Here is a 21,312-nt window from a genome sequence, read left to right on the forward strand (position 1 = left end):
TCAGGCCGTGCAGGGGGTGGTGACGGCCACCCGGACCCGGTCGTCGACCCGCTCGGCCAGCACCGCGAAGCTGCCGCGCAGGGCGTACTCCTCGGCGGAGTCACGGAGCGCCGGGGAGCCGCCGGCGGCCTCCCGGAAGGCCGCCGCGAGTGGGGTCCCGGCCGGCCCGGCGGCCGTCTCGGCGCGGGCCGTGCGTGCGGTTCCGCCCCCGGGGCAGGGCGCCGCGAGCACCTGGACGGGCCCGGCCGCGCCGCCCCAGCGGCGCACGGCCCGGTCCGCCTCGGCGGTCTCGGCTGCGGCGTCGGCTGCCGGAGGCCGGTAGCCCGCCCCCATCGGCCGGCAGCCGGTGGTGGCGGTGAGCAGCACCCGGCCGGGCCCGGCGGACCGGCCCTCGACCGCGACGAACTCCCCGGCGTCGGCGCGCAGCCGCGGCTCGCCGCCGAACGACGAGACGCCCGCGCGCCAGTCGGCCGGCAGCCGGTCGGCCACCCGCTGGAGCAGCTGGCGTACGTCGTCGCCGGCCACGGCGACCGCCACGCCGCGTTCCAGCTCGATGCCGTCGTCCAGCGGGGTGACCCGGCAGCCCCGCTCGATCCGGTCCGGCAGCAGCGCCGGCACCCCGTCCCGGCCGACCGCGGCGGTCAGCCGGCCGAGCGCCCGGTCCACCACGGGGCCGGCCTGGTCCAGCGAGCGCTGCTCCTTGACGGTCGGCGGGTCGTGCCGCACCGACCACCAGGTCAGGCCGGCGAGCAGCACCGCCCACGCCGCCGTGGCGGCCACCAGCCAGCGCAGCCGACGCCGGCCGGGGCCCGGCTGGTCGGGACGGGTCGGCGGGGCGTATCCCGCCTGGACGGCCTCACTCACCGGGCCATGGTGTCACGTCGTGACGACCGGCCGGGCCGCACCTCGGCCCGCCCGTCGAACCGCCGTGACGGACCGCCGGAAACGGCCCGTGGCCCGTCGCCCTCGCGTGGGGCACCGCTGCGGCGGGCGCCGGAAACGGCTCGTGGCCCGTCGCCCCTTGAGGGCGACGGGCCACGGTCAGAGCGTGGGTCAGGCGGCGACCGTGACGGTCACCTCGTTGATCCCGCGGGCGGCGGTGACGGCGGTGTCGCCGTTGCCGTGCCGGGAGAGCGCCCGCAGGGTCCAGTTGCCCGGCGCGGCGAAGAACCGGAACTGGCCGGCCGGGGAGGTCACCACCTCGGCGGTGAACTCGCCCGTCGAGTCGAGCAGCCGGACGTACGCGCCCGGCACTGCCTCGCCGGACTCGGCCGTGACGAGGCCGGTGATGACGGTCTCCTTCTCCAGGTCCAGGCTGGCCGGGAGGGGGGCGGCCTGGTCCGGAGCGGCGCAGCCGGCGGCGGTGGGAGCGGTCATGAGAATCAGGCCTCCCCGGGCTCGTCGCCGAGCGCGACCGGCACGCCGACCAGCGAGCCGTACTCGGTCCAGGAGCCGTCGTAGTTCTTCACGTTGCGGTGGCCGAGCAGCTCCTGGAGCACGAACCAGGTGTGCGAGGAACGCTCGCCGATCCGGCAGTAGGCGATGGTCTCCCGGCTGTCGTCCAGCCCGGCGTCGGCGTAGATCTTGCGCAGCTCGTCGTCGGACTTGAACGTGCCGTCCTCGTTGGCCGCCTTGGACCACGGGACGCTGATCGCGGTCGGCACGTGGCCGGCCCGCTGGGCCTGCTCCTGCGGGAGGTGGGCGGGGGCGAGCAGCCGGCCGGCGTACTCGTCGGGGCTGCGCACGTCGACCAGGTTCTTGGTGCCGATGGCGTCGACCACCTCGTCGCGGAAGGCACGGATCGAGGTGTCCGGCGACTGCGCGACGTACTGCGTCGCCGGGCGCCGCACCGCGTCGGTGACGAGCGGGCGGGCGTCCAGTTCCCACTTCTTGCGGCCGCCGTCGAGCAGCTTGACGTCGCGGTGGCCGTAGAGCTTGAAGTACCAGTACGCGTACGCGGCGAACCAGTTGTTGTTGCCGCCGTAGAGGATGACGGTGTCGTCGTTGCCGATGCCCCGCTCGGAGAGCAGCGCCGCGAACTGGTCCTGGTTGACGAAGTCCCGGCGCACCGGGTCCTGGAGGTCGGTGCGCCAGTCGAGCTTCACGGCGCCCGCGATGTGGCCGGTGTCGTAGGCCGAGGTGTCCTCGTCGACCTCGACGAAGACGACGCCCGGGGCGTCGATGTTCTTCTCGGCCCACTCGGCCGAGACGAGTGCGGTGTCGCGACTCATCAGATCACTCCCTGTGAGGATGGATGGTGAGCCAGCGCGCGGAGATCGAAGTCGGTGATTGTCGCACCACGCGCGGGACCCAGAGCTAGGAACGGATCACGGGTACGTGCGACGGCGCCGCTGCCGGGCGATCAGGGGGGAAACCGGAGGGTACGCGGACCCTGTGTGCCGGTGGCCGCTAAGCGGCCGAGGACAGCCCCGCCGTCAGATGACGGGGCGACACAGGCAGGTGGCCACGCGGCACAGGTCGACCGCGCGCCGTTTGGTGAGGAGCGTCCCCATGGAGAGGGAGACTACCAGCCGGCCCGGTGGCTGCCACCGGGCCGACCAGCATCCGGGACACGGGCGGGGCGTCAGCGGGCCGAGTTGATGGGCACGTTCCGCGCGTCGGCGTCGACCACGAGGCCCTCCGGCGTCGGCTGCACTTTGCGCACGTTGAGCTGGAAGGGCAGCTCCGGCAGGGGCACGTCGACGGAGATGCCCTTGGCGTAGTTGGCCAGCAGCGTCTTGGCGAGCGGCAGGTTGGGCAGGCCCTCGGCGGTCACGTCGTTGAAGCGCAGGGCCACCTTGCCGTTGGCGACGGTCACGTCGGCGGTGCCGTTCACGGTGAGCTTGGCGCCGAGGATGTCCACCGGCGCGGTGACCGCGAGCTTGCCGTTCCGCTCGCCGAGGGTGAGCCCGGGGCGGTCGAGCAGCTTCGCCAGGCTGTCGTAGGTCACCGTGCCCCGGCCGTCGACGGTCTCGGCCACCACGTCGCCCTGGCCGGAGCGGAGGGTGTCCAGGGACGCCTTGACGTTGCGGGCGTCCACGTCCAGCCGCGGCACGCTGACGGCACCGCCCTGCACGTTGCCCTGCACGTCGGTCAGCACGATGGAGATGCGCTCGTACTTCCCGGCGAGCACCTGGGTGAGGAACGGGAAGCCACCGACCTCGACCTGGGGCGCGGCGGACTGCGCGTCCTGCTTGGCGACCTCTTTCTTCACCTGGTCGGCGATGGCGCGCTCGGCGACGCCGGCGGCCACCCGGTCGGCGACGACCAGGAGGCCGGCCAGGACCAGCAGCAGGACGACGAAACCGACCAGCACCTTCCGGCCCCGCCGCCGGGGACGGCCCTCGTTTGCCGGGTACGCCTCTGCCACGCCGCCTCCTGCCCTCGCCGCTGATCGCCGCAACCGTACTTACCCGGAGCGCCGATTCCCCAACCGCGCGCTCAGAGGAAGAGCACGCACATGGCGTACGCGGCCGGCGCGGCGAGCGCGAAGCCGCCGAGCGGGCCCTGCATGTGCCGGGCCACCCACATGGTCGGCGGTTCGCCGGCCATGAGCCGGCCCGCCTCGGCGTACCCCACGGCGAGGTCGGCCAGGACGGCGGTGCCCGCGGTGACGAGGCCGACCAGCGCGGCGCTGGTCGGGGTGAAGCCGACCAGGTAGATGCCGAGCACGGCGCTGGTCAGGGTGCCGAGCATGGCGCCGGCGACCACGCCGGAGGCGCCCCGGGGCACCTGCGGGGCGAGCCGCGGCCAGGGCGCCACCGCGTCGGTCAGCCGGGCCACCAGCAGGGCCACCCCGGCGGCGGTGAGGCAGACGGTGATCGCCTGGGTGCCCTTGGGGATCCGGCTGAGCACGATCAGCGTGGCGAACGCGACCACGCCCACGACGATCAGCAGGGTGCTGCCCAGCGAGTCGGTCACCCGGACCCGGTCCACCCGGCGGAAGAGCTGGCCGAGCACGGCGAGCACGAAGCCGGCGGCGGCCGCGTAGCCGAGGGGGGCCAGGCCGGCGATGTCCGACTGCACGGCGGCAGCGTCGGCGATCCCGGCCGTAGCGGCGCTGACCAGCGCGACGACCAGCAGCGCGGGCGGCCGCATGGCCATCGTCCAGGCCAGCACGAAGAGCAGCTGGACGCCGAAGATGATGAACGCGAAGGGCAGCCGGTGCCCGGGACCGGCGGTCTGCGCGCCGAGGACCAGGCCCACGCCGAGCAGCGCGGCGAAGCCCGCGACGGTCAGCGCGAGCGGGCGGCGCACCGGGACCGGAGGCACCTCCTCCTCGGGCGCCTCGTCGGCCTCGTCGTCGGGGCGCCGGCCCGGCCCGCCCTTGCGGAGCCGGCGGGGGCCCTTCCGCTCCCGCCCGCCCCCGTCGGCGTCGGCGGGGCCGGTGCGCGGGGCCGGCGGGTAGCCACGGGCGGGCCCGGAGGCGGCGGCGTCGGACCACGGTTCACGGCCGGTCTCGGGCGAGGTGGAGGGAAACACGCCCCGATCGTGCCAGACCCGGCCGGCCGGGCGGAGTCACGGTTTCGGCAACGTTAAAACCTGAGCCCCGATCAGGGGCAGACCAGACAAACAGGAAAGGGTACGGAGGTGACGGCCGGGCGATCGGTTACGCTCAAGCCGTTACCCGCCCGTCAGCGACGCCGGGACCCACGCAAGTTCTCAGCGCCTCCCTCGACGGAGTGCCGCTGGTCGCGCGCGGCCTTGAGCGCCGCCGGGACGGAGGTGATCGTGTGGAGCTCCTGCTGCTGGTGACCGCGCGCGCAGGTGAACCATCGGCGGTGCTGCCGGCGCTCGACCTGCTGCCGCACTCGGTCCGCACCGCGCCGCGCGACGTGCGCACGCTGGTCTCCGGCCCGACCCCGGACGCCGTCCTGGTGGACGCCCGCGCCGAGCTGAGCGAGGCCCGCGCGACCTGCCGGATGCTGCACGCCACCGGGCTGGGCGTTCCGCTGGTCGCGGTGGTCACCGAGGCCGGGCTGATCGCGCTCAACGCCGACTGGGGCGTGGACGACGTGATCCTGGCCGGCGCCGGTCCCGCCGAGGTGGAGGCCCGGCTGCGGCTCGCGGTCGGCCGGCTGAGCAACGCGACGGCGGGCGCCGGCGGTTCGATCCGGGCCGGCGAGCTGACCATCGACCCGGACACCTACGCGGCCAAGCTGAAGGGCCGCCCGCTCGACCTCACCTACAAGGAGTTCGAGCTGCTGAAGTTCCTCGCCCAGCACCCGGGTCGGGTGTTCACCCGGGACCAGTTGCTCCGCGAGGTCTGGGGCTACGACTACTTCGGCGGCACCCGCACGGTCGACGTGCACGTCCGGCGGCTGCGCGCCAAGCTCGGCTCGGAGTACGAGTCGATGATCGGCACGGTGCGCCAGGTGGGTTACAAGTTCGTCGTGCCGCCGTCGCGTTCGCTGCCGGAGTCGGAGCCCGCCCCGCTGCCCGTCTGATCCAACAAATTCTGCCTCGTCCCCCATCGGGGAGGCTTACCCGATTTTGCCCTTTTTGCCCACTCAGTCAGACCTAATCTGACTGCCGGATCTGCCGGGCGAAGGGGGCGACGTGCGCGTGCTGACCACGGGGGCGAAGAACGGCCGGGCCGGCTGATGTCGGCGTCGACGCTACGCGCGGCCGGGTTGGTGACGGTGGTGGTGGCCGCGCTGCTCGGCTCCGCGTTCGCGCTCGGGCGCAGCCTGATGCCCGAGCACCCGCACCGGGGCTCCGGCGTGGCAGCCAGCGTCCACGCTCCGCACTACGGCGATCAGCCACCCAGCACCGAGTTCCCCGGCCCGCCGGCCGGCGACCACGGCGAGCCGAGCCCCTCCGCCAGCCCGAGCGGCTCGAGCCACGGCCCCCAGGCCGACGACAGCGAGGGTCCGTACGGCGCGCTGGTCAGCACCGGCTCCGCCCGGATCGCGCTGACCTTCGACGACGGCCCCGACCCACAGTGGACACCGCAGGTGCTCGCCCTGCTCAAGGAGTACGGCGTGCGGGCCACCTTCTGCGTGGTCGGCGAGAACGCGGAGGCCCACCCGGACCTGGTCCGGTCGATCGTGGCCGACGGGCACAGCATCTGCAACCACTCCTGGAACCACGACGTCACCCTGGGCAAACGCTCGGCGGAGGCGATCCGGGACGACCTGACGCGCACCAACGACGCGATCCTGGCGGCGGCGCCGGACGCGCGGATCGCGTACTTCCGGCAGCCGGGTGGCGCCTGGACGTATCCGGTGGTGTCGGTCTGCGAGGAGATGGGCATGACGCCACTGCACTGGGCGGTGGACCCGACGGACTGGCAGGTGCCCGGCGCCGACAAGATCGTCGAGACGGTGCTGACCGAGACCCGGCAGGGCTCGATCGTGCTCATGCACGACGCGGGCGGCGACCGCTCCGGCACGGTCGACGCGTTGCAGCGCCTGCTCCCCGAGCTGCTGCACCGCTTCCAGCTTGAGGCGCTGCCCACCGGCACCACGTGACCACCGCCACCGCCCGGTGCCCGCGTCCGGCATGATCGGCGGTCCGCCGGCCGCTACGGTGGCGGGATGAGCAGCACCACGCCGACCGCCGATCGTGTCGCCCGCGCCGACCGGCTGGCGCCGGTCGAGGTCGCCGAGGTGCTGGCGCTGGCCCGCACGGCCGGCGACGCCGACGGCGCCGACCCGCTCGACGAGCACGTGCTGCTCCGGCTGCGCGACCCCGAGGCGCCCGCCGTGCACCTCACGGCCCGGGCCGCCGACGACACCCTGACCGGGTACGCCCACCTCGACACCACCGACCCGGCGGAGGGGATCGGGGTGGAGCTGGTGGTGCACCCGGCGTACCGGCGGCGCGGCACCGGCCGGGCCCTCGCCCGGGGCGTGCTGGCCGCCGCCTCCGGACCGCTGCGAGCCTGGGCGCACGGCGACCACCCGTCGGCCGCCGCGCTCGCGGTCGACCTGGGCTTCACCCGTGCCCGCGTGCTCTGGCAGCTGCGCCGGCCGCTGACCGCCGCGCTGCCGGAGCCCGCCCTGCCCGAGGGGGTGCGGTTGCGCGCGTTCCGCCCGGGCGAGGACGACGACGCCTGGCTGGCGGTCAACAACGCCGCGTTCGCCCAGCACCCCGAGCAGGGCCGGTGGACCCCGGACGACCTGCGGGTGCGCCTCGCCGAGCCGTGGTTCGACCCGGCCGGATTCCTGCTCGCGGAGGACTCGGCCACCGGCCGGCTGCTCGGCTTCCACTGGACCAAGGTGCACGAGCGTCCGGGCTCGGCGCGGATCGGCGAGGTCTACGTGCTCGGGGTGGACCCGTCCGCGCACCGCGGCGGCCTCGGCCGGGCGCTCACCACGGCGGGCCTGTCCTACCTGCGCGACCAGCGCGGGCTCGACCGGGTGATGCTCTACGTGGACGACTCCAACGCCGCCGCGGTGGCCCTCTACGAGCGGCTCGGCTTCGCGCGCTGGTCGGCGCACGTCAACTACCACCTCGGCTGACCGCTCGGCGCCACCTCCCCGCCCCGGGACGGCGGTCACGGCCGCGTCACGCGGTGGACTCGACCGGATAACGGGTGCCCGGAAAAATCGTACTATTAGCGATAGTGGCGCGCCCGTTCACGAAATGGACAACGCGCCCTCAGGCTACGGCCACCGGGCCGGCCGCGCCTGTTCATCTGTCGTTCACTTCCGACCGGCGAACCGTCTACCTGGCACTTCTACCTTTCCTTTCAGCCGGTCAGCGCCGGCACCCGGGAGACCGGGCGACCTGACAAAGACGTGAAGGGAAACCCCTCAGGTGAAGCTCCAGCGGCACGGCGCCATTGCCTGCCTCGCTCTTACCGCGGTGCTCGGTCTCAGCGCCTGCGGCTCGGACAACAACGAGCCGACCGGCACCTCCGCCTCCGGCTCCGCCGCCGCGGTCGACTGCGGCAAGGGCACGCTGAACGCGCAGGGCTCCTCCGCGCAGAAGAACGCCATGTCCGAGTGGATCAAGGCGTACCAGCAGAAGTGCGCCGGCACGACGATCAACTACGAGCCCACCGGCTCGGGCGCCGGCATCCAGGCGTTCATCGCCGGCACCGCCGACTTCGCCGGCTCCGACTCCGCGCTCAAGCCGGAGGAGCAGCCCCAGGCGGACGCCAAGTGCAGCGGTGGCCAGGCCCTCAACCTGCCGATGGTGATCGGCCCGGTCGCCGTCGTCTACAACGTCACCGGCGCGGACAACCTCCAGTTCACCCCGGCCACCCTGGCGAAGATCTTCGCCGGCAAGGTGACCAAGTGGGACGACCCGGCCATCAAGGCCGACAACCCGGACGCCAAGCTGCCGTCCACCGCGATCCAGGCGGTGCACCGCTCCGACGAGTCGGGCACCACCGACAACTTCACCAAGTACCTGTCGAAGACCGCCGAGACCGACTGGACCTTCGGCAACGCCAAGGCCTGGAAGGCCCCGGGCGGCGTCGGCGCGGCCAAGTCCGACGGTGTGGCCAGCAAGGTCAAGAGCACCGACGGCACCATCAGCTACGTCGAGTGGTCCTACGCCGAGAACGGCGGCCTGAAGAAGGCCAAGGTCAAGAACGGCGCGGGTGAGTTCGCCGAGCTGACCGCCGAGTCGGCCGGCAAGACCATCGCCGGGGCCAAGATCGAGGGCCAGGGCAACGACCTCAAGATGTCGATCGACTACAACACCAAGGAGGCCGGGGCGTACCCGATCGTCCTGGCGACCTACGAGATCGTCTGCAGCAAGGGCCTCGCGGCCGACAAGCTGCCGCTGGTCAAGGGCCTGCTGAGCCACGCCGCCAGCGCCGAGGGCCAGCAGGACCTGGTCGAGCTGGGCTACGCCCCGCTGCCCGAGACCGTCCGCGCCAAGGTCGAGACCGCGGTCAAGAGCCTCTCCTGACGCACTGACCACACACCTCCTCTACCGAAGCGAGCGAGCAGATGGGTGACACCCCTCACCGCTCGGCGCACGCCGGCACCGGCGGGACCCGCGTGGCCACGAGCCACGAGTGGCCCGCCGGTGCCTCGGCGCGTGTGGCCGAGCCCTCCGGCATCCCTGGCATCCCCGACAACGGCCTGGGTGGCGGCGGCGGGCTGCCCCGGGCCCGGGCCTTCGGCGCGGAACGCGCGTTCCGTGGCCTGACCCTGGCCGCCGGCACCACCGTCCTGGTGGTCATCGCGGCCATCGCGATCTTCCTGATCGCCAAGGCCGTGCCTGCGCTGCGGGACAACACCGAGTCCTTCTGGACCTTCGAGGGCTGGTTCCCGAACGACGACCCGCCGAAGTTCGGCATCGGGGCGCTCGCCTTCGGCACCGTGCTCACCGCGCTGCTCGCCCTGCTCATGGCGGTGCCGGTGGCGCTGGGCATCGCCCTCTACCTGTCGCACTACGCCCCGCGCCGGCTGGGCAACGCCCTCGGCTTCCTGATCGACCTGCTGGCCGCCGTGCCCAGCGTGGTCTTCGGGCTCTGGGGCCGCGACTACTTCGCCCAGCCGGTCGCCGACCTGTCGGCCTGGCTGCACCGGTACTTCGGCTGGATCCCGATCTTCGGCGACGGCCCGTACGGGAACTCGATCCTGCTCGGCTCGGTGGTGCTGGCGATCATGGTGCTGCCCATCGTCACCTCGCTGTCCCGCGAGGTGTTCCGGCAGACCCCGACCGCCAACGAGGAGGCCGCCCTCGCCCTCGGCGCCACCCGCTGGGAGATGGTCCGCACCGCCGTCCTGCCCTACGGCCGGCCCGGCGTGATCGCCGCGGTGATGCTGGGCCTGGGCCGGGCGCTCGGCGAGACCATCGCCCTGGCGCTGACCCTCGGCTCCACGTACGCCATCTCGTTCAACGTCCTGCAGAGCGGCGGGAACTCGATCGCCGCGAACATCGCGAACCGGTTCGCCGAGGCGAACGACACCGGCCGGGGCGCCCTGATCGCCTCCGGCCTGGTGCTCTTCGCGATCACGCTGATCGTCAACATCACCGCGCGCGCGATCATCTACCGCCGCCGCGAGTTCACGGAGTCGGCCGCATGACCACCACCGTCACCTCCCACCGCCCCCAGCCGCCGACCCAGCCGCTCACGCTGCGGGCCCGGCGACTTCCCGCGTACGCCGCGCCCGTCCTCGCCGTCGTGGCGCTGCTGGTCTCGGCCGGCGTCGTCTACGGCGCCGGCATCGGCGGCCCGGTCCTGGTCGTGGTCGTCGGCGCGCTGCTCTACCTGGCCGGCCTCTACGCCGCCGCGAACGCGGTGGAGGGCCGCCGGGCCGCCCGAAACCGGACCTGGAGCGCGCTCATCCACTCCGCCTTCGTGCTGGCGGTGCTGCCGCTGGCCTCGGTGGTCTGGACCCTGGTCAGCAAGGGCTCCGAGCGGCTGGACGGCAACTTCTTCGGCACCTCGATGAACAACATCGGGGCCCGGGACGCCAACGGCGGCGCGTACCACGCCATCATCGGGACCCTGGAGCAGGTCGGCATCGCCACGCTGATCACCGTCCCGCTCGGCGTGCTCTGCGCGATCTACGTGGTCGAGTACGGCCGGGGCCGGTTCGCCTTCACCATCCGCTTCTTCGTGGACGTGATGACCGGCATCCCGTCGATCGTCACGGGCCTGTTCGTGCTGGCCTTCTGGGTGCTGATCGTGTCGCCGTGGTTCAACGACGGCCGGCCGGGCTTCTCCGGCTTCGCCGCCGCGCTGGCCCTGAGCGTGCTCATGCTGCCGACCGTGGTCCGGTCCACCGAGGAGATGCTCCGCCTCGTGCCGGCCCCCCTGCGCGAGGGCGCCTACGCCCTCGGCGTACCGAAGTGGAAGACCATCCTGCGGGTCGTGCTGCCGACCGCGCTGCCCGGCATCGTCACCGGCATCATGCTCGCCATCGCGCGGGCGGCCGGCGAGACCGCGCCGGTGCTGCTCGTGGCCGGCGGCGGCGCCGCGATCAACTTCAACCCGTTCGAGAACAACCAGTCGTCGCTGGCTCTCTTCGTCTACCAGCAGGCCGGCGAGGCCTCGAAGTACTCGCCGGCACGGGCGTGGACCGCGGCGCTGACCCTGGTCGCCCTCGTCCTCGTCCTGACCGTCGCGGCGAAGTTGCTGGCCCGTCGCAACCGGCTCGGCCGATGAACCCCGGAGGTACCACCACCATGGCCAAGCGCATCGAAGCCACCGACGTCACCGCCTACTACGGCGGGTTCAAGGCGATCGAGAACATCAACCTGACCGTCGAGCCGAAGACCGTGACCGCCCTCATCGGGCCGTCCGGCTGCGGCAAGTCCACCTTCCTGCGGTCGGTCAACCGGATGCACGAGGTGCTCCCGGGCGCCCGGGTCGAGGGCAGCCTGACCATCGACAACCAGGACATCTACGACCGGGACGTCGACGTCACCGCCGTCCGCCGGATGATCGGCATGGTCTTCCAGCGGCCGAACCCGTTCCCCACCATGAGCATCTTCGAGAACGTGGTGGCCGGCCTGCGGCTCAACGGCGTGCGGCGCAAGTCGATCCTGGAGGAGGCCGCCGAGAAGGCGCTCCGCTCGGCGAACCTGTGGGACGAGGTGAAGGACCGGCTCGGCAAGCCGGGCGCGGGCCTCTCCGGCGGTCAGCAGCAGCGGCTCTGCATCGCCCGCACCATCGCGGTCGAGCCGCAGGTGGTGCTCATGGACGAGCCCTGCTCGGCGCTGGACCCGATCTCCACGCTGGCCATCGAGGACCTGATGTTCCAGCTCAAGGACAAGTTCACCATCATCATCGTCACGCACAACATGCAGCAGGCCGCCCGGGTGTCGGACCGGACCGCCTTCTTCTCCATCGAGAAGACCGGCGACCCGGGCCGGCTCATCGAGTACGACAACACCCAGAAGATCTTCAGCAACCCGAGCCAGAAGAAGACCGAGGACTACATCACCGGCCGCTTCGGCTGAGCCGCTGACAACCCGGTCCGCGAGGGCCCCGGTCGATCCCGACCGGGGCCCTCGGCGTGTCCGCGTACCGGCTCCGCTCAGCGCAGCGCGGCGAAGAACTGCCGCAGGTCCGCCACCAGCAGGTCGGGCGCCTGGTGGGCGGCGAAGTGCCCGCCCCGGTCGTACGTGTGCCAGGAGACGATGTTCTTGTGGTCGCGCTCGGCGAGGGTGCGGATCGACTGGAAGTCCCAGGCGAAGTTGGCCAGGCCGAGCGGCACGGTGGTCGGCTCCGGCACCTCCGTGCCCCGCCCGTTGACCTTCTGCGTCGGGTGCACCGCCTCGGCGTCCTCGTAGTAGTAGCGGGCCGCCGAGGCGGCCGTGTTCGTCAGCCAGTAGATGGTCGTGTTGGTGAGCACGTGGTCGACGTCGATCTGATCCCCCATGAGCTGGCCCAGCCAGCCGAGCAGGCCCACCGGCGAGTCGGCCAGCGCGTGCGCGACGTTCTGCGGCTCGGTCGAGTGCAGCTTGTCGTAGCCGCCGCGCCGCTGCACGAACCAGTCGGCGAACGCCACCTTGCCCCGCTCCTCCTCGCTGAGCGCGGCCAGCTCGGCGGGATCACCGGACGGCAGGGAGAAGACCTGCGTGACGTGCACCCCCAGCACGTGCTCCGGGTCGGCCCGGCCCACCTCGGGCGACACGAACGCGCCCAGGTCGTTGCCGGCCGCGCCGTACCGCTCGTAGCCGAGGCGGCGCATCAGCTCGGCCCAGGCGCGGGCCACCCGGTGGCGGTTCCAGCCGCGCTCCCGGGTCGGCCCGGAGAAGCCGTACCCGGGCACCGACGGGATGACCAGGTGGAAGGCGTCGGCCGGGTCACCGCCGTGCGCCCGCGGGTCGGTCAGCGGACCGATCACGTCCAGCCACTCGGCGATGGTGCCGGGCCAGCCGTGGGTGAGGATCAGCGGGGTGGCGTCCGGCTCGGGCGAGCGGACGTGCAGGAAGTGGACCCGCTGCCCGTCGATCTCGGTGGTGAACTGCGGGTACGCGTTGAGCCGCGCCTCCCACTCCCGCCAGTCGTAGGTGGTCCGCCAGCGCTCGGCCAGCCGCCGCACCCAGCTCAGCGGGACGCCGTACTCCCAGCCGGGCGGGATCGGGCCGGCGGGGGCTGCCGGGTCGGGGTCGGCGGGCAGCTCCTCGGCCCAGCGGGTCCGGGCCAGCCGGTCGGCGAGGTCGTCCAGGTCGGCCTGCGGGACGTCGATACGGAACGGGACGATCGCGGTGTTGTCTGCCATGCCCACGAGCCTAGGAAGGGATTAGGAACGGTCCGTTCCTAATACGCTGGCAGAATCCGAGAAATGTTGGAGACCTCGGCGCGGCTGCTGCGCCTGCTGTCGCTGTTGCAGACCCCGCGCGACTGGACCGGCGCCGAGCTGGCCGAGCGCCTCGCGGTGAGCACCCGGACCGTGCGCAACGACGTGGAGCGGCTGCGCGAGCTGGGCTACCCGGTGCACGGGACGCGGGGCGCGGTCGGCGGCTACCGGCTCGGCGCCGGCGCGGCCCTGCCCCCGCTGCTCCTCGACGACGAGGAGGCGGTGGCCGTGGCGGTCGGGCTGCGCACCGCCGCCGGCGGCAGCGTCGCCGGCATCGAGGAGACCTCGCTGCGGGCGCTGGCCAAATTGGAGCAGGTGCTCCCCCACCGGCTGCGCCGCCGGGTCACGGCCCTGCACACGCACACCGTCCGGGTGCCGCACGACCAGCCCGGCCCGACCGTGGACGCCGAAACGCTCAGCGTGCTCAGCGCCGCCTGCCTCGACCGGGAGCGGCTGCGGTTCGACTACGTCCGGCACGACGGGACCGCGGACCGGCGGGACGTCGAGCCGTACCGGCTGGTCAACTGGGGCCGGCGCTGGTATCTCGTGGCCTTCGACCCGGCCCGGGACGACTGGCGCACCTTCCGGGTGGACCGGATCACGCCGCGTACCCCGACCGGCCCCCGGTTCGCGGCGCGCGAGCTGCCCGGGGACGTCGTGGAACGGGTCCGGCACGGGGTCTCCTCCGCCGCCTGGCGGCACCGGGCGCGCGTCCGCGTGCACGCCCCCGCCGAGGTGGTGGCCGACCGGATCAACCCCGCCGTCGGCACGGTCGAGCCGGCCGGTGACGGGACCTGCCTCCTGCACACCGGCGCCGACCGGCTGGAGACGATCGCGGTCTGGCTCGGCCTGCTCGACCTCGACTTCACCGTCGAGGAACCGCCCGAACTGGCCGACCTCCTGCGCGCCCTGGCGGCCCGCTACCTCCGCGCCACCGGCTGACCCGTCCGGGTCACGACGGAGGTCGTCGTCCCCGCCGCGGCCAGCGGGGCCTCAGGACAAGCGGAAGCGGGGCGCCTCGGCGTCGGAGAGGTCGAGGTGCGGCGTGACCGGGGTGCCCGGGTCGCGCTTCGCCGAAGCGCCGGCCACCCCGGCCAGGTCGCCGGCCGCGGCCACCTCGCCGAGGGTGACCATCGTGGGCGGGAGCATGGTCAGCTCGCCGGCCTCCGCCCGGGCCAGGGCGTCCGCCGGTCGCAGCCACAGCGTGTGGTCGGCCTCGCCGGAGACGTCCCGGGTCCGCTGCCCCTCCGGCAGCAGGGCGACGAAGAAGTACGTGTCGAAGCGACGCGGCTCGAACTCCGGCGTGATCCACCGGCTCCACGGCAGCAGCAGGTCGGACCGGAGGGTGAGCCCCTTCCCGGCCAGCAGGTCGGCGAAGCCGGTCCGCCGGGCCACCAGGTCCTGCCGGGCCGCCTCCCAGTCGTCCCCGCTCACGTCGCCCACCACGGTCCCGCCGTCCGGGCCGGCCAGCAGCACGCCCGCCTCCTCGAAGACCTCGCGGGCGGCGGCGCAGACCACCGCCTGCGCGGCGGCCGGGTCGAGGCGGAGCCGCTCGCCCCACCCGGCGGGCGCCGGGCCGGCCCAGCCCAGGTGGGCCTGCGAGTCGGAGCGGTCCACGCCGCCGCCGGGGAAGGCGTACATCCCGCCGAAGGTCATGGCGGCCACCCGGCGGATCAGGTACACCTCGAACTCCGCGCCGGCCGGGCGGAGCAGCAGCACGGTGGCGGCCACCCGCGGCACGGCCGGCACACCGCCCTCGGCGCGGAACCGGCGCGCGTGCTCCACCAGGGCGGGGGGTGCGGCGAAGCCGTCGATCGTCATGCCCCGAGCCTAGTTCCCGACCAGTCGATCATCAGCCCGGCAGGACGGCCACGACGAGGCCGACCGCCCACCGCCACCCCTCACCGCAGCCCGATCTTGCGGTGCTCGGTGAGCGGGCTCGCGGGGCTGCGCTCATCGACGGCGCGTGGCAGGGTCGGGGCCCATGATCGATGAGTTCGCGAAGGACTACCTGCACCACGACCTGCGGGATATCCGCGAGACGATGCTGTGGAAGCTCGACGGGTTGCCCGAGTACGACGTCCGCCGCCCCCTGACCGCCACGGGAACCAACCTTCTCGGCCTGGTCAAGCACCTGTCGATCACGGAGGCCAGGTACTTCGGCGAGGTCTTCGACCGGCCGTTCCCCGAGCCCCTGCCCCGGTGGGACGCCGCCGACGACGGCACCGACATGTGGGCGAGCGAGCACGAGACACGCGAGGAGATCATCGACCGCTACCGGCGGGTGTGGGAGCACTCGGACGCGACGATCGCCGCCCTCGCCATCGACTCGCCCGGCCATGTGCCCTGGTGGCCGCGCCCGAACGTGAAGCTGTTCAACATCCTGGTGCACGTGCTCGCCGAGACGAGCCGGCACGCCGGACACGCCGACATCCTGCGCGAACAGCTCGACGGCTCCACCGGGGCGGCAGCCGAGTACGCGCACCTGGAACCCGACGAGGCGACCCGGGCGGCGCGGCGTGCGGCGATCGAGCGGGCCGCCAGAGCAGCCGCCGCCGGCGCACCGCACTGAGCTTCCCGACGGGTGGATCTTCTTCCCGACGGCGCGACGGCGCGGGATAACGTGCCGGCATGACGCGTTGGGGAATCCTGGCCACCGGAAACATCGCCGCCCGCTTCGCCGAGGACCTGCGGCTGGCGCCGGGGGCCGAGCTGGTGGCGGTGGGCTCGCGTACCCGGGAGAGCGCCGAGCTGTTCGCCCGGCGCCACGACATCCCCCGGGCGTACGCCTCCTGGGCGGAACTGGCCGCGGACCCGGACGTGGACGTCGTCTACGTCGCCACCCCGCACGCCGCCCACCACGAGGCGGCCCTCACCTGCCTGGCCGGCGACAAGGCCGTGCTGGTGGAGAAGCCCTGCACGCTCGACCTGGCCACCACCACCGAGCTGGTCGAGACGGCCCGCGCCCGGGGTCTCTTCCTCATGGAGGCCATGTGGATGCGCACCAACCCGCTGATCCAGCGGGTGCTGGAGCTGATCAGGGACGGCGCGATCGGTGCGGTGACCCACGTCCGGGCGGACTTCGGCGCGGCCGGCCCGTTCCCGCCGGAGCACCGGATGCGGGCTCGCACGCTGGGCGGCGGCGCCCTGCTCGACCTGGGCGTCTACCCGCTGAGCCTGGCCCACCTGGTGCTCGGCGTGCCGCAGCAGGTGCACGCCTGGGCGAAGCTGAGCCCGGAGGACGTGGACGAGAACACGGGCATCGTCCTGGGCTGGGACTCGGGGGCGGTGGCGACGCTGAGCTGCGGGATGGTCGGGGCCACCGCGATCACCGCCGCGATCACCGGCACGACCGGGCGGATCGACCTGCCGGAGCCGTTCTACCGGCCCGGCGCCGCGGTGCTGCACCGGCTCGGCGCCGAGCCGGAGACCATCCCGGCTGACCTGACCGGCGGCGGCTACCAGCACGAGGCCGTCGAGGTGCAGCGCTGCCTGGCGGCTGGGCTCATCGAGAGCCCCCTGGTGCCGCACGCCGCCACCCTGGAGGTGATGGGCCTGCTGGACGACATCAAGGCCCGGATCGGCGTCTCCTACACGTGAGGGGTCCCCCGCCACAGCGGGGAACCCCTCGACGCCGGTCGCTCAGAACAGCGGGCGGACCAGCAGGTACGCCAGGCAGGCGATGGCCGCGGCGGCCGGGAACGTGATGATCCAGGCGATGACGATGTTGCCGGCCACGTTCCAGCGGACCGCCGAGAGCCGCTTGGTCGCGCCGACACCCATGATCGCCGAGGTGATCGTGTGGGTGGTGGAGATCGGGGCCTTGAGCACCAGGGCGTTGAAGTAGAGCACGGCGCTGGCCACGGTCTCGGCCGCGAAGCCTTCCGGCGGGCCCAGGTCGATGATCTTCCGGCCCAGGGTCCGGATGATCCGCCAGCCGCCCGCGTAGGTGCCGGCCGCCAGCATGGCCGCCGAGGTCCAGAACACCCACTGTGGGATGTGCGTCTTGGATTCCTGGAAACCGCCGGTGTAGAGGGCCAGCACGATGATGCCCATGGTCTTCGCGGCGTCCTGCATGCCGTGGCCGACCGACATGGCGGCGGCCGAGAGGGTCTGCGCCCAGCGGAAGCCCCGGTTGAGCTTGCCGGGCTGCCCCTTCCGGAACAGCCACAGGATCGCCAGCATCAGCAGGAAACCGAGCACCAGGCCGACCACCGGCGAGAGCACCATCGGGATGATGACCTTCTCGAGGATGTTGCCCCACTGCACGACGCCGTCGGAGGCGAAGAGGGTGGCGCCGACCAGGCCGCCGAAGAGGGCGTGCGAGGAGGACGACGGCAGGCCGAAGTACCAGGTGATCAGGTTCCAGGCGATCGCGCCGAGCACGCCGGCGAAGACCACCCCGAGGCTGGCCACCCCGGGCGGCAGGGTCACCAGGCCGTCGCCGACCGTCTTGGCCACCCCGGCGCCGAAGTGCGCGCCGACGAAGTTGCCGACTGCGGCCAGCGCGAGGGCGACCCGGGGGGTCAGCGCCCGGGTGGACACGCTGGTGGCGATCGCGTTCGCCGCGTCATGGAAGCCGTTCGTGTAGTCGAACGCCATGGCGACCACGATCACCGCCAGCACGGCGATGAGTTCGGGGGTCACGGGATCAGGACTCCTTGACCGCGATGGTCTCGACGGTGTTGGCCACGTGCTCGAAGGCGTCGCAGGCGGCCTCCAGCTCGTCGGCCACCTCCTTCATCTTCAGCACCGTGAGCGCGTCGTACTCACCGCTGAAGAGGCGGACCAGCAGCATCCGGTACGCCTGGTCACCGTCGTTCTCGAGGCGGTTGCACTCGATCCAGTAGTCCTCGAGATCCTTCATCGACTTCAGCCGGGGCATCGCCTCGGCGGTCAGCTTGGCCTGCTGGTCGAGGACGTTCACCAGCTCGTGCATCTCGCGCGGCAGCGACGGCAGCTTGGTGAGGCCGTAGAGGTAGAGCAGGTTGCCCACCGCCTCCAGGTGGTCCATCACGTCGTCGAGCAGCGAGCCCAGACGGTAGATGTCCTCCCGGTCGAACGGGGTGATGAAGGTGGAGTTGATCTTCTTGTAGAGCTCGTGGGTGATCTGGTCACTGTCGTGCTCGACCTCGGTGAGCCGCTCGCTCACCGACTGGACCTCGACGTCCGGCAGGCCCAGCTCGTTGAGCAGCTCGGTCCCCTTCACCAGGTTCTGCGCGGCCCTGGTGAAGAGCTCGTAGAAGGCGCCCTCGGTGGGACGGAAGGAAAACTTCACAGCACGGACCTCGTCGTGTCGGTGGAAGGGTGGCGGTCGCCCCGGAGGACGCCTGCTCTGCGCATGCTAGGTACCCCGTGGAACCGGGCAACCGCCGGCCCACCCCTGGTCAGGCCCGATTCACCACTCGTTCACCTGCCGTTCACCTTGCCCCGTGCCGCCCTCGCTCCGCAGCCGGTTCCGCTCCCGCGCGAGGTCGAAATCGGCAGGCGGATACCCCAGATCCAACCTGTCGAACGTCTCCCTGAGCAGGTGCGCCACCGCCCAGTCGCGGTACCACTTCCGGTCCGCCGGGACCACGAACCAGGGCGCGGCGTCCGGGCCGCACCGCTCGATCGCCTCGGCGTACGCGGCCTGGTATTCGTCCCAGCGTGCCCGGGTGTCCAGGTCGCTCGGGTTGTACTTCCAGTATTTCGTCGGGTCGGTGAGCCGCTCCATCAGCCGCTCACCCTGCTCGGCGTGCGAGATCTGCAGCATGACCTTCACCACGGTGACCGCGTTTCCGGCCAGCTCACGCTCGAAGTCGTTGATCAGGTCGTAGCGACCCCGCCAGGTGGCCTCGTCGACCAGGCCGTCGACCCGGGCGATGAGCACGTCCTCGTAGTGCGAGCGGTTGAAGACGCCCACGTAGCCGGGAGGCGGCAGGGCCCGGCGGATCCGCCAGAGGAAGTCGTGCCGCCGCTCCTCCTCCGTGGGCGGGCCGAACGAGCGGATGTGCAGCCCGAGCGGGTTCATGGCCCCGGCCACCCGCTTGACCGTGCCGTCCTTGCCACCGCAGTCCATGGCCTGGAGCACCAGCAGCACCCGGCGCGGGCGGTCACCGGACAGGTCGGCGCCGGCCTGGGTGGGCGCGCTGGTCGCGCTGTCCGGGCCGGCCGCGACCTTCGCGGACGCGTACAGCATCTCCTGCTGCCGGCCGAGCTCCGCGCCGAGCAGCTCGACCTGCCCGCGCGCCCACTCCTTGCGCGCCTTGCCGCGCCCGGCCGCCGCAGGCAGCCCCGGCGTCGACCGGGGGTCGATCGCCGCCAGATCCACCGCGCCCGGGCCGGCCCGGAGCAGCTCCCACATCGACCCGCCCTCGGGTCGCACCACCTCGTCGACACCGCTCATCCCACGATCCTCACCCACCCCGCCCGCCCCCGCCTCCCGAGCGATGTCACACCCGGGGGCGGCGGCACATCCAGGGGTACGGGGAGAATGGGAACTCCGGGCGGGAGGAGCGCGACGTGCAGGAGCGGGCGGCGGAGTTCGAGGCGGAACGCGGGCACCTCCTGGCGGTGGCGCAGCGGATGCTGGGCAGTCGGAGCGAGGCCGAGGACGCGGTCCAGGAGACCTGGCTGCGCTACGCGGGCGCGCTCGCCGACCCCGCCGCCCGCGAACAGGTCCGCGACCTGCGCGGCTGGCTCACCACCACGTGCTCGCGGATCTGCCTCGACGTGCTCCGGTCCGCCCGGGTGCGCCGTGAGGCGTACCCCGGTCAGTGGCTGCCGGAGCCGGTGGTGAGCGCGGCGCCGACCGCGGACGGGTTCGCCCCCGACCCGGCCGAGCGGGCGGTCCGGGCCGACCAGCTCGGCACCGCCCTGCTGGTGGTGCTGGAGCGGCTGACCCCCGAGCAGCGGGTCGCGTTCGTGCTGCACGACGTCTTCGCCGTGCCGTTCGCCACGGTCGCCGAGGTGCTCGGCACGAGCCCCGCGGCGGCCCGGCAGCTCGCCTCCCGGGGCCGCCGCGCGGTCACCGCGCCGGACGTCCCCCGGCACACGGCCGACCTGGCCGAGCAGCACAAGGTGCTCGCCGCGTTCGTGGCGGCGGTCGAGTCCGGGGAGCTGGACCGGCTGGTCGAGGTGCTCGCACCGGACGTGGTGGTGGTCGGCGACAGCGGCGGCCACTTCCCGGCCGCCCGCCGGCCGGTGGTCGGCGCCGAGCTGGCCGGCCGGTTCATCCTCGGCCTCTTCGGCCAGGCCGCCCGCTGGGGCGGCCCGGTGCACGCCCGGCCGGTGCTGGTCGACGGCACGCTGGGCTGGCAGGCGGAGACGGTGTTCCGGGACGGGCGGCCGCTGCGGATGGTCACCTCGTTCGCTGTGCACGAGGGGCGGGTCACCGGCGTGTTCAACCAGCTCAACCCGGAGAAGGTGACACACCTGAGCGGCATCGAGGGCGAGGACTGGCCGCCGCGCTTGTGAAGGCCCGGCTCAGACCACCAGGGCCAGCCACTTCCGGTAGGAGGTGGCGAAGGGCTCGGTGCCGTCGTCGAGCGCGCCGAGCAGCCAGCGGGCCGCGGCCTCGGCCTCGGCCACCACGTCGTCGGGGTAGCCCCAGCGGGCCCGGTGCTCGGCGAACTCGTCCTCGTCGCGCAGCTCGACCAGGCCGGTCTCCCGCCGGCGCACCACGTCCAGGTCGAGGTCGACCAGGTGGACCGTCTCCTCGCCCTCCCAGCGGGCCGGGGTGGCGATGTCGCAGTAGACCTCGCTGGTGCGCGGGGGCGGGTTGAACATGCCGGTCCACCAGCCCTGCCGGGGCACCAGCAGGACGAAGGGGATCCGCTCGACGGAGGGCCGGCCGTGGTAGACCGATTCGGTGCCGGCCGGGACGCCGAGCCAGACACCGAGATCGTCCTCGGCGAGGCGGCGGGCCGGGTAGTCGCGGTGTGCGCTGCCGTCGTACTTGCGGTAGATCACGCGGACCACGTCGCTCGGCATGACTGGCACCCTAACCGATTCCGGCCACGCGACGCGATCGGCAGGTAACCGGTCGCGACCTGCCGCCCACGCCACGCGGCGGAGCGACCCACCCCCTGTCGGCCGAGGCGGGTAC

General features: G+C 73.0%; 23 protein-coding genes. 11 read left to right on the plus strand and 12 right to left on the minus strand.

Going from position 1 to position 21,312, the window contains the following annotated elements; translation table 11 throughout:
• The 6 genes from ABZ452_RS11480 to ABZ452_RS11505 all read right to left on the minus strand — a co-directional run bounded on the left by ABZ452_RS11480 (position 1) and on the right by ABZ452_RS11505 (position 4,482).
• Positions 1–864: a hypothetical protein gene (locus tag ABZ452_RS11480; RefSeq protein ID WP_357941449.1), complete on the minus strand. Its 864-nt coding sequence runs from the start codon at positions 862–864 to the stop codon at positions 1–3.
• Positions 865–1,053: 189 nt separating this feature from the next.
• Positions 1,054–1,377 carry a DUF1416 domain-containing protein gene (locus ABZ452_RS11485; RefSeq protein ID WP_357941451.1) on the minus strand — a complete coding sequence of 108 codons (324 nt, stop codon included), beginning with the start codon at positions 1,375–1,377 and terminating at the stop codon, positions 1,054–1,056.
• Between the two features lie 5 nt (positions 1,378–1,382).
• The gene (locus ABZ452_RS11490; protein ID WP_357941453.1) at positions 1,383–2,231 is read right to left on the minus strand and encodes a sulfurtransferase; all 849 of its coding nucleotides are present in this window, start codon (positions 2,229–2,231) and stop codon (positions 1,383–1,385) included.
• 204 nt (positions 2,232–2,435) lie between these two features.
• Complete coding sequence (locus ABZ452_RS11495) at positions 2,436–2,513, minus strand: Ms5788A family Cys-rich leader peptide (protein ID WP_311202345.1); 78 nt, start codon at positions 2,511–2,513, stop codon at positions 2,436–2,438.
• A gap of 71 nt (positions 2,514–2,584) precedes the next feature.
• Positions 2,585–3,370 carry a DUF2993 domain-containing protein gene (locus tag ABZ452_RS11500; RefSeq protein ID WP_357941455.1) on the minus strand — a complete coding sequence of 262 codons (786 nt, stop codon included), beginning with the start codon at positions 3,368–3,370 and terminating at the stop codon, positions 2,585–2,587.
• Between the two features lie 71 nt (positions 3,371–3,441).
• Positions 3,442–4,482, minus strand: a complete 1,041-nt coding sequence (locus ABZ452_RS11505; protein WP_357941457.1) for a hypothetical protein — start codon at positions 4,480–4,482, stop codon at positions 3,442–3,444.
• Between the two features lie 251 nt (positions 4,483–4,733).
• Here ABZ452_RS11505 and ABZ452_RS11510 point away from each other — a divergent pair, with 251 nt between their 5' ends.
• The 7 genes from ABZ452_RS11510 (at position 4,734) to pstB (ending at position 11,877) form a co-directional block, all read left to right on the plus strand.
• A complete protein-coding gene (locus ABZ452_RS11510; protein WP_091267462.1) occupies positions 4,734–5,447 on the plus strand; it encodes a response regulator transcription factor in 714 nt (237 codons plus the stop codon).
• A 156-nt stretch (positions 5,448–5,603) separates the two neighbouring features.
• A complete protein-coding gene (locus ABZ452_RS11515) occupies positions 5,604–6,473 on the plus strand; it encodes a polysaccharide deacetylase family protein (protein ID WP_357941459.1) in 870 nt (289 codons plus the stop codon).
• Positions 6,474–6,539: 66 nt separating this feature from the next.
• The gene (gene mshD / locus ABZ452_RS11520; protein WP_357941461.1) at positions 6,540–7,466 is read left to right on the plus strand and encodes a mycothiol synthase; all 927 of its coding nucleotides are present in this window, start codon (positions 6,540–6,542) and stop codon (positions 7,464–7,466) included.
• 298 nt (positions 7,467–7,764) lie between these two features.
• A complete protein-coding gene (gene pstS, locus ABZ452_RS11525) occupies positions 7,765–8,868 on the plus strand; it encodes a phosphate ABC transporter substrate-binding protein PstS (RefSeq protein ID WP_357941463.1) in 1,104 nt (367 codons plus the stop codon).
• A gap of 41 nt (positions 8,869–8,909) precedes the next feature.
• Positions 8,910–9,995: a phosphate ABC transporter permease subunit PstC gene (pstC, locus tag ABZ452_RS11530; protein WP_357941465.1), complete on the plus strand. Its 1,086-nt coding sequence runs from the start codon at positions 8,910–8,912 to the stop codon at positions 9,993–9,995.
• Positions 9,992–11,080, plus strand: a complete 1,089-nt coding sequence (gene pstA / locus ABZ452_RS11535; protein ID WP_357941467.1) for a phosphate ABC transporter permease PstA — start codon at positions 9,992–9,994, stop codon at positions 11,078–11,080. The genes pstC and pstA overlap by 4 nt, the downstream gene beginning before the upstream one ends.
• A gap of 20 nt (positions 11,081–11,100) precedes the next feature.
• Positions 11,101–11,877: a phosphate ABC transporter ATP-binding protein PstB gene (gene pstB, locus ABZ452_RS11540; RefSeq protein WP_151463371.1), complete on the plus strand. Its 777-nt coding sequence runs from the start codon at positions 11,101–11,103 to the stop codon at positions 11,875–11,877.
• Between the two features lie 77 nt (positions 11,878–11,954).
• Here pstB and ABZ452_RS11545 read toward each other — a convergent pair whose 3' ends face one another.
• On the minus strand, positions 11,955–13,145 hold the full coding sequence (locus ABZ452_RS11545; RefSeq protein WP_357941470.1) for an epoxide hydrolase family protein: 1,191 nt from the start codon (positions 13,143–13,145) through the stop codon (positions 11,955–11,957).
• Positions 13,146–13,208: 63 nt separating this feature from the next.
• Here ABZ452_RS11545 and ABZ452_RS11550 point away from each other — a divergent pair, with 63 nt between their 5' ends.
• On the plus strand, positions 13,209–14,165 hold the full coding sequence (locus tag ABZ452_RS11550; protein ID WP_357941472.1) for a transcriptional regulator: 957 nt from the start codon (positions 13,209–13,211) through the stop codon (positions 14,163–14,165).
• Positions 14,166–14,216: 51 nt separating this feature from the next.
• Here the strand turns inward: ABZ452_RS11550 and ABZ452_RS11555 are convergent, their stop codons facing one another.
• Complete coding sequence (locus ABZ452_RS11555; RefSeq protein ID WP_357941474.1) at positions 14,217–15,044, minus strand: NUDIX hydrolase; 828 nt, start codon at positions 15,042–15,044, stop codon at positions 14,217–14,219.
• A gap of 163 nt (positions 15,045–15,207) precedes the next feature.
• Between ABZ452_RS11555 and ABZ452_RS11560 the strand changes: the two genes are divergently transcribed.
• Positions 15,208–15,795, plus strand: coding sequence for a DinB family protein (locus tag ABZ452_RS11560; protein WP_357941476.1), 588 nt, complete (start codon positions 15,208–15,210; stop codon positions 15,793–15,795).
• Between the two features lie 59 nt (positions 15,796–15,854).
• Complete coding sequence (locus ABZ452_RS11565) at positions 15,855–16,823, plus strand: Gfo/Idh/MocA family oxidoreductase (RefSeq protein ID WP_357941478.1); 969 nt, start codon at positions 15,855–15,857, stop codon at positions 16,821–16,823.
• A 42-nt stretch (positions 16,824–16,865) separates the two neighbouring features.
• Here the strand turns inward: ABZ452_RS11565 and ABZ452_RS11570 are convergent, their stop codons facing one another.
• The 3 genes from ABZ452_RS11570 to ABZ452_RS11580 all read right to left on the minus strand — a co-directional run bounded on the left by ABZ452_RS11570 (position 16,866) and on the right by ABZ452_RS11580 (position 19,611).
• Positions 16,866–17,870 carry an inorganic phosphate transporter gene (locus ABZ452_RS11570; protein WP_357941481.1) on the minus strand — a complete coding sequence of 335 codons (1,005 nt, stop codon included), beginning with the start codon at positions 17,868–17,870 and terminating at the stop codon, positions 16,866–16,868.
• Positions 17,871–17,874: 4 nt separating this feature from the next.
• Complete coding sequence (locus ABZ452_RS11575) at positions 17,875–18,501, minus strand: DUF47 family protein (RefSeq protein WP_148431186.1); 627 nt, start codon at positions 18,499–18,501, stop codon at positions 17,875–17,877.
• Between the two features lie 120 nt (positions 18,502–18,621).
• Positions 18,622–19,611: a PPK2 family polyphosphate kinase gene (locus ABZ452_RS11580; protein WP_357941484.1), complete on the minus strand. Its 990-nt coding sequence runs from the start codon at positions 19,609–19,611 to the stop codon at positions 18,622–18,624.
• Positions 19,612–19,727: 116 nt separating this feature from the next.
• Between ABZ452_RS11580 and sigJ the strand changes: the two genes are divergently transcribed.
• Complete coding sequence (gene sigJ, locus ABZ452_RS11585) at positions 19,728–20,681, plus strand: RNA polymerase sigma factor SigJ (RefSeq protein WP_357941486.1); 954 nt, start codon at positions 19,728–19,730, stop codon at positions 20,679–20,681.
• A 9-nt stretch (positions 20,682–20,690) separates the two neighbouring features.
• Here the strand turns inward: sigJ and ABZ452_RS11590 are convergent, their stop codons facing one another.
• A complete protein-coding gene (locus ABZ452_RS11590; protein ID WP_151463380.1) occupies positions 20,691–21,197 on the minus strand; it encodes a DUF402 domain-containing protein in 507 nt (168 codons plus the stop codon).
• Between the last annotated feature and the right edge of the window lie 115 nt (positions 21,198–21,312).

Origin of the sequence: Micromonospora sp. NPDC005707, assembly GCF_040631005.1 — a bacterium.
Lineage (GTDB): Bacteria > Actinomycetota > Actinomycetes > Mycobacteriales > Micromonosporaceae > Micromonospora.

What these genes read in the sequence shown, in the direction of transcription:
- ABZ452_RS11485 (WP_357941451.1), bottom strand. Translation starts at nt 1,377, where the DNA reads ATGACCGCTCCCACCGCCGCCGGCTGCGCCGCTCCGGACCAGGCCGCC.
- ABZ452_RS11490 (WP_357941453.1), bottom strand. Translation starts at nt 2,231, where the DNA reads ATGAGTCGCGACACCGCACTCGTCTCGGCCGAGTGGGCCGAGAAGAAC.
- ABZ452_RS11495 (WP_311202345.1), bottom strand. Translation starts at nt 2,513, where the DNA reads ATGGGGACGCTCCTCACCAAACGGCGCGCGGTCGACCTGTGCCGCGTG.
- ABZ452_RS11515 (WP_357941459.1), top strand. Translation starts at nt 5,604, where the DNA reads ATGTCGGCGTCGACGCTACGCGCGGCCGGGTTGGTGACGGTGGTGGTG.
- mshD (WP_357941461.1), top strand. Translation starts at nt 6,540, where the DNA reads ATGAGCAGCACCACGCCGACCGCCGATCGTGTCGCCCGCGCCGACCGG.
- pstC (WP_357941465.1), top strand. Translation starts at nt 8,910, where the DNA reads ATGGGTGACACCCCTCACCGCTCGGCGCACGCCGGCACCGGCGGGACC.
- pstA (WP_357941467.1), top strand. Translation starts at nt 9,992, where the DNA reads ATGACCACCACCGTCACCTCCCACCGCCCCCAGCCGCCGACCCAGCCG.
- pstB (WP_151463371.1), top strand. Translation starts at nt 11,101, where the DNA reads ATGGCCAAGCGCATCGAAGCCACCGACGTCACCGCCTACTACGGCGGG.
- ABZ452_RS11545 (WP_357941470.1), bottom strand. Translation starts at nt 13,145, where the DNA reads ATGGCAGACAACACCGCGATCGTCCCGTTCCGTATCGACGTCCCGCAG.
- ABZ452_RS11550 (WP_357941472.1), top strand. Translation starts at nt 13,209, where the DNA reads ATGTTGGAGACCTCGGCGCGGCTGCTGCGCCTGCTGTCGCTGTTGCAG.
- ABZ452_RS11555 (WP_357941474.1), bottom strand. Translation starts at nt 15,044, where the DNA reads ATGACGATCGACGGCTTCGCCGCACCCCCCGCCCTGGTGGAGCACGCG.
- ABZ452_RS11560 (WP_357941476.1), top strand. Translation starts at nt 15,208, where the DNA reads ATGATCGATGAGTTCGCGAAGGACTACCTGCACCACGACCTGCGGGAT.
- ABZ452_RS11565 (WP_357941478.1), top strand. Translation starts at nt 15,855, where the DNA reads ATGACGCGTTGGGGAATCCTGGCCACCGGAAACATCGCCGCCCGCTTC.
- ABZ452_RS11580 (WP_357941484.1), bottom strand. Translation starts at nt 19,611, where the DNA reads ATGAGCGGTGTCGACGAGGTGGTGCGACCCGAGGGCGGGTCGATGTGG.
- ABZ452_RS11590 (WP_151463380.1), bottom strand. Translation starts at nt 21,197, where the DNA reads ATGCCGAGCGACGTGGTCCGCGTGATCTACCGCAAGTACGACGGCAGC.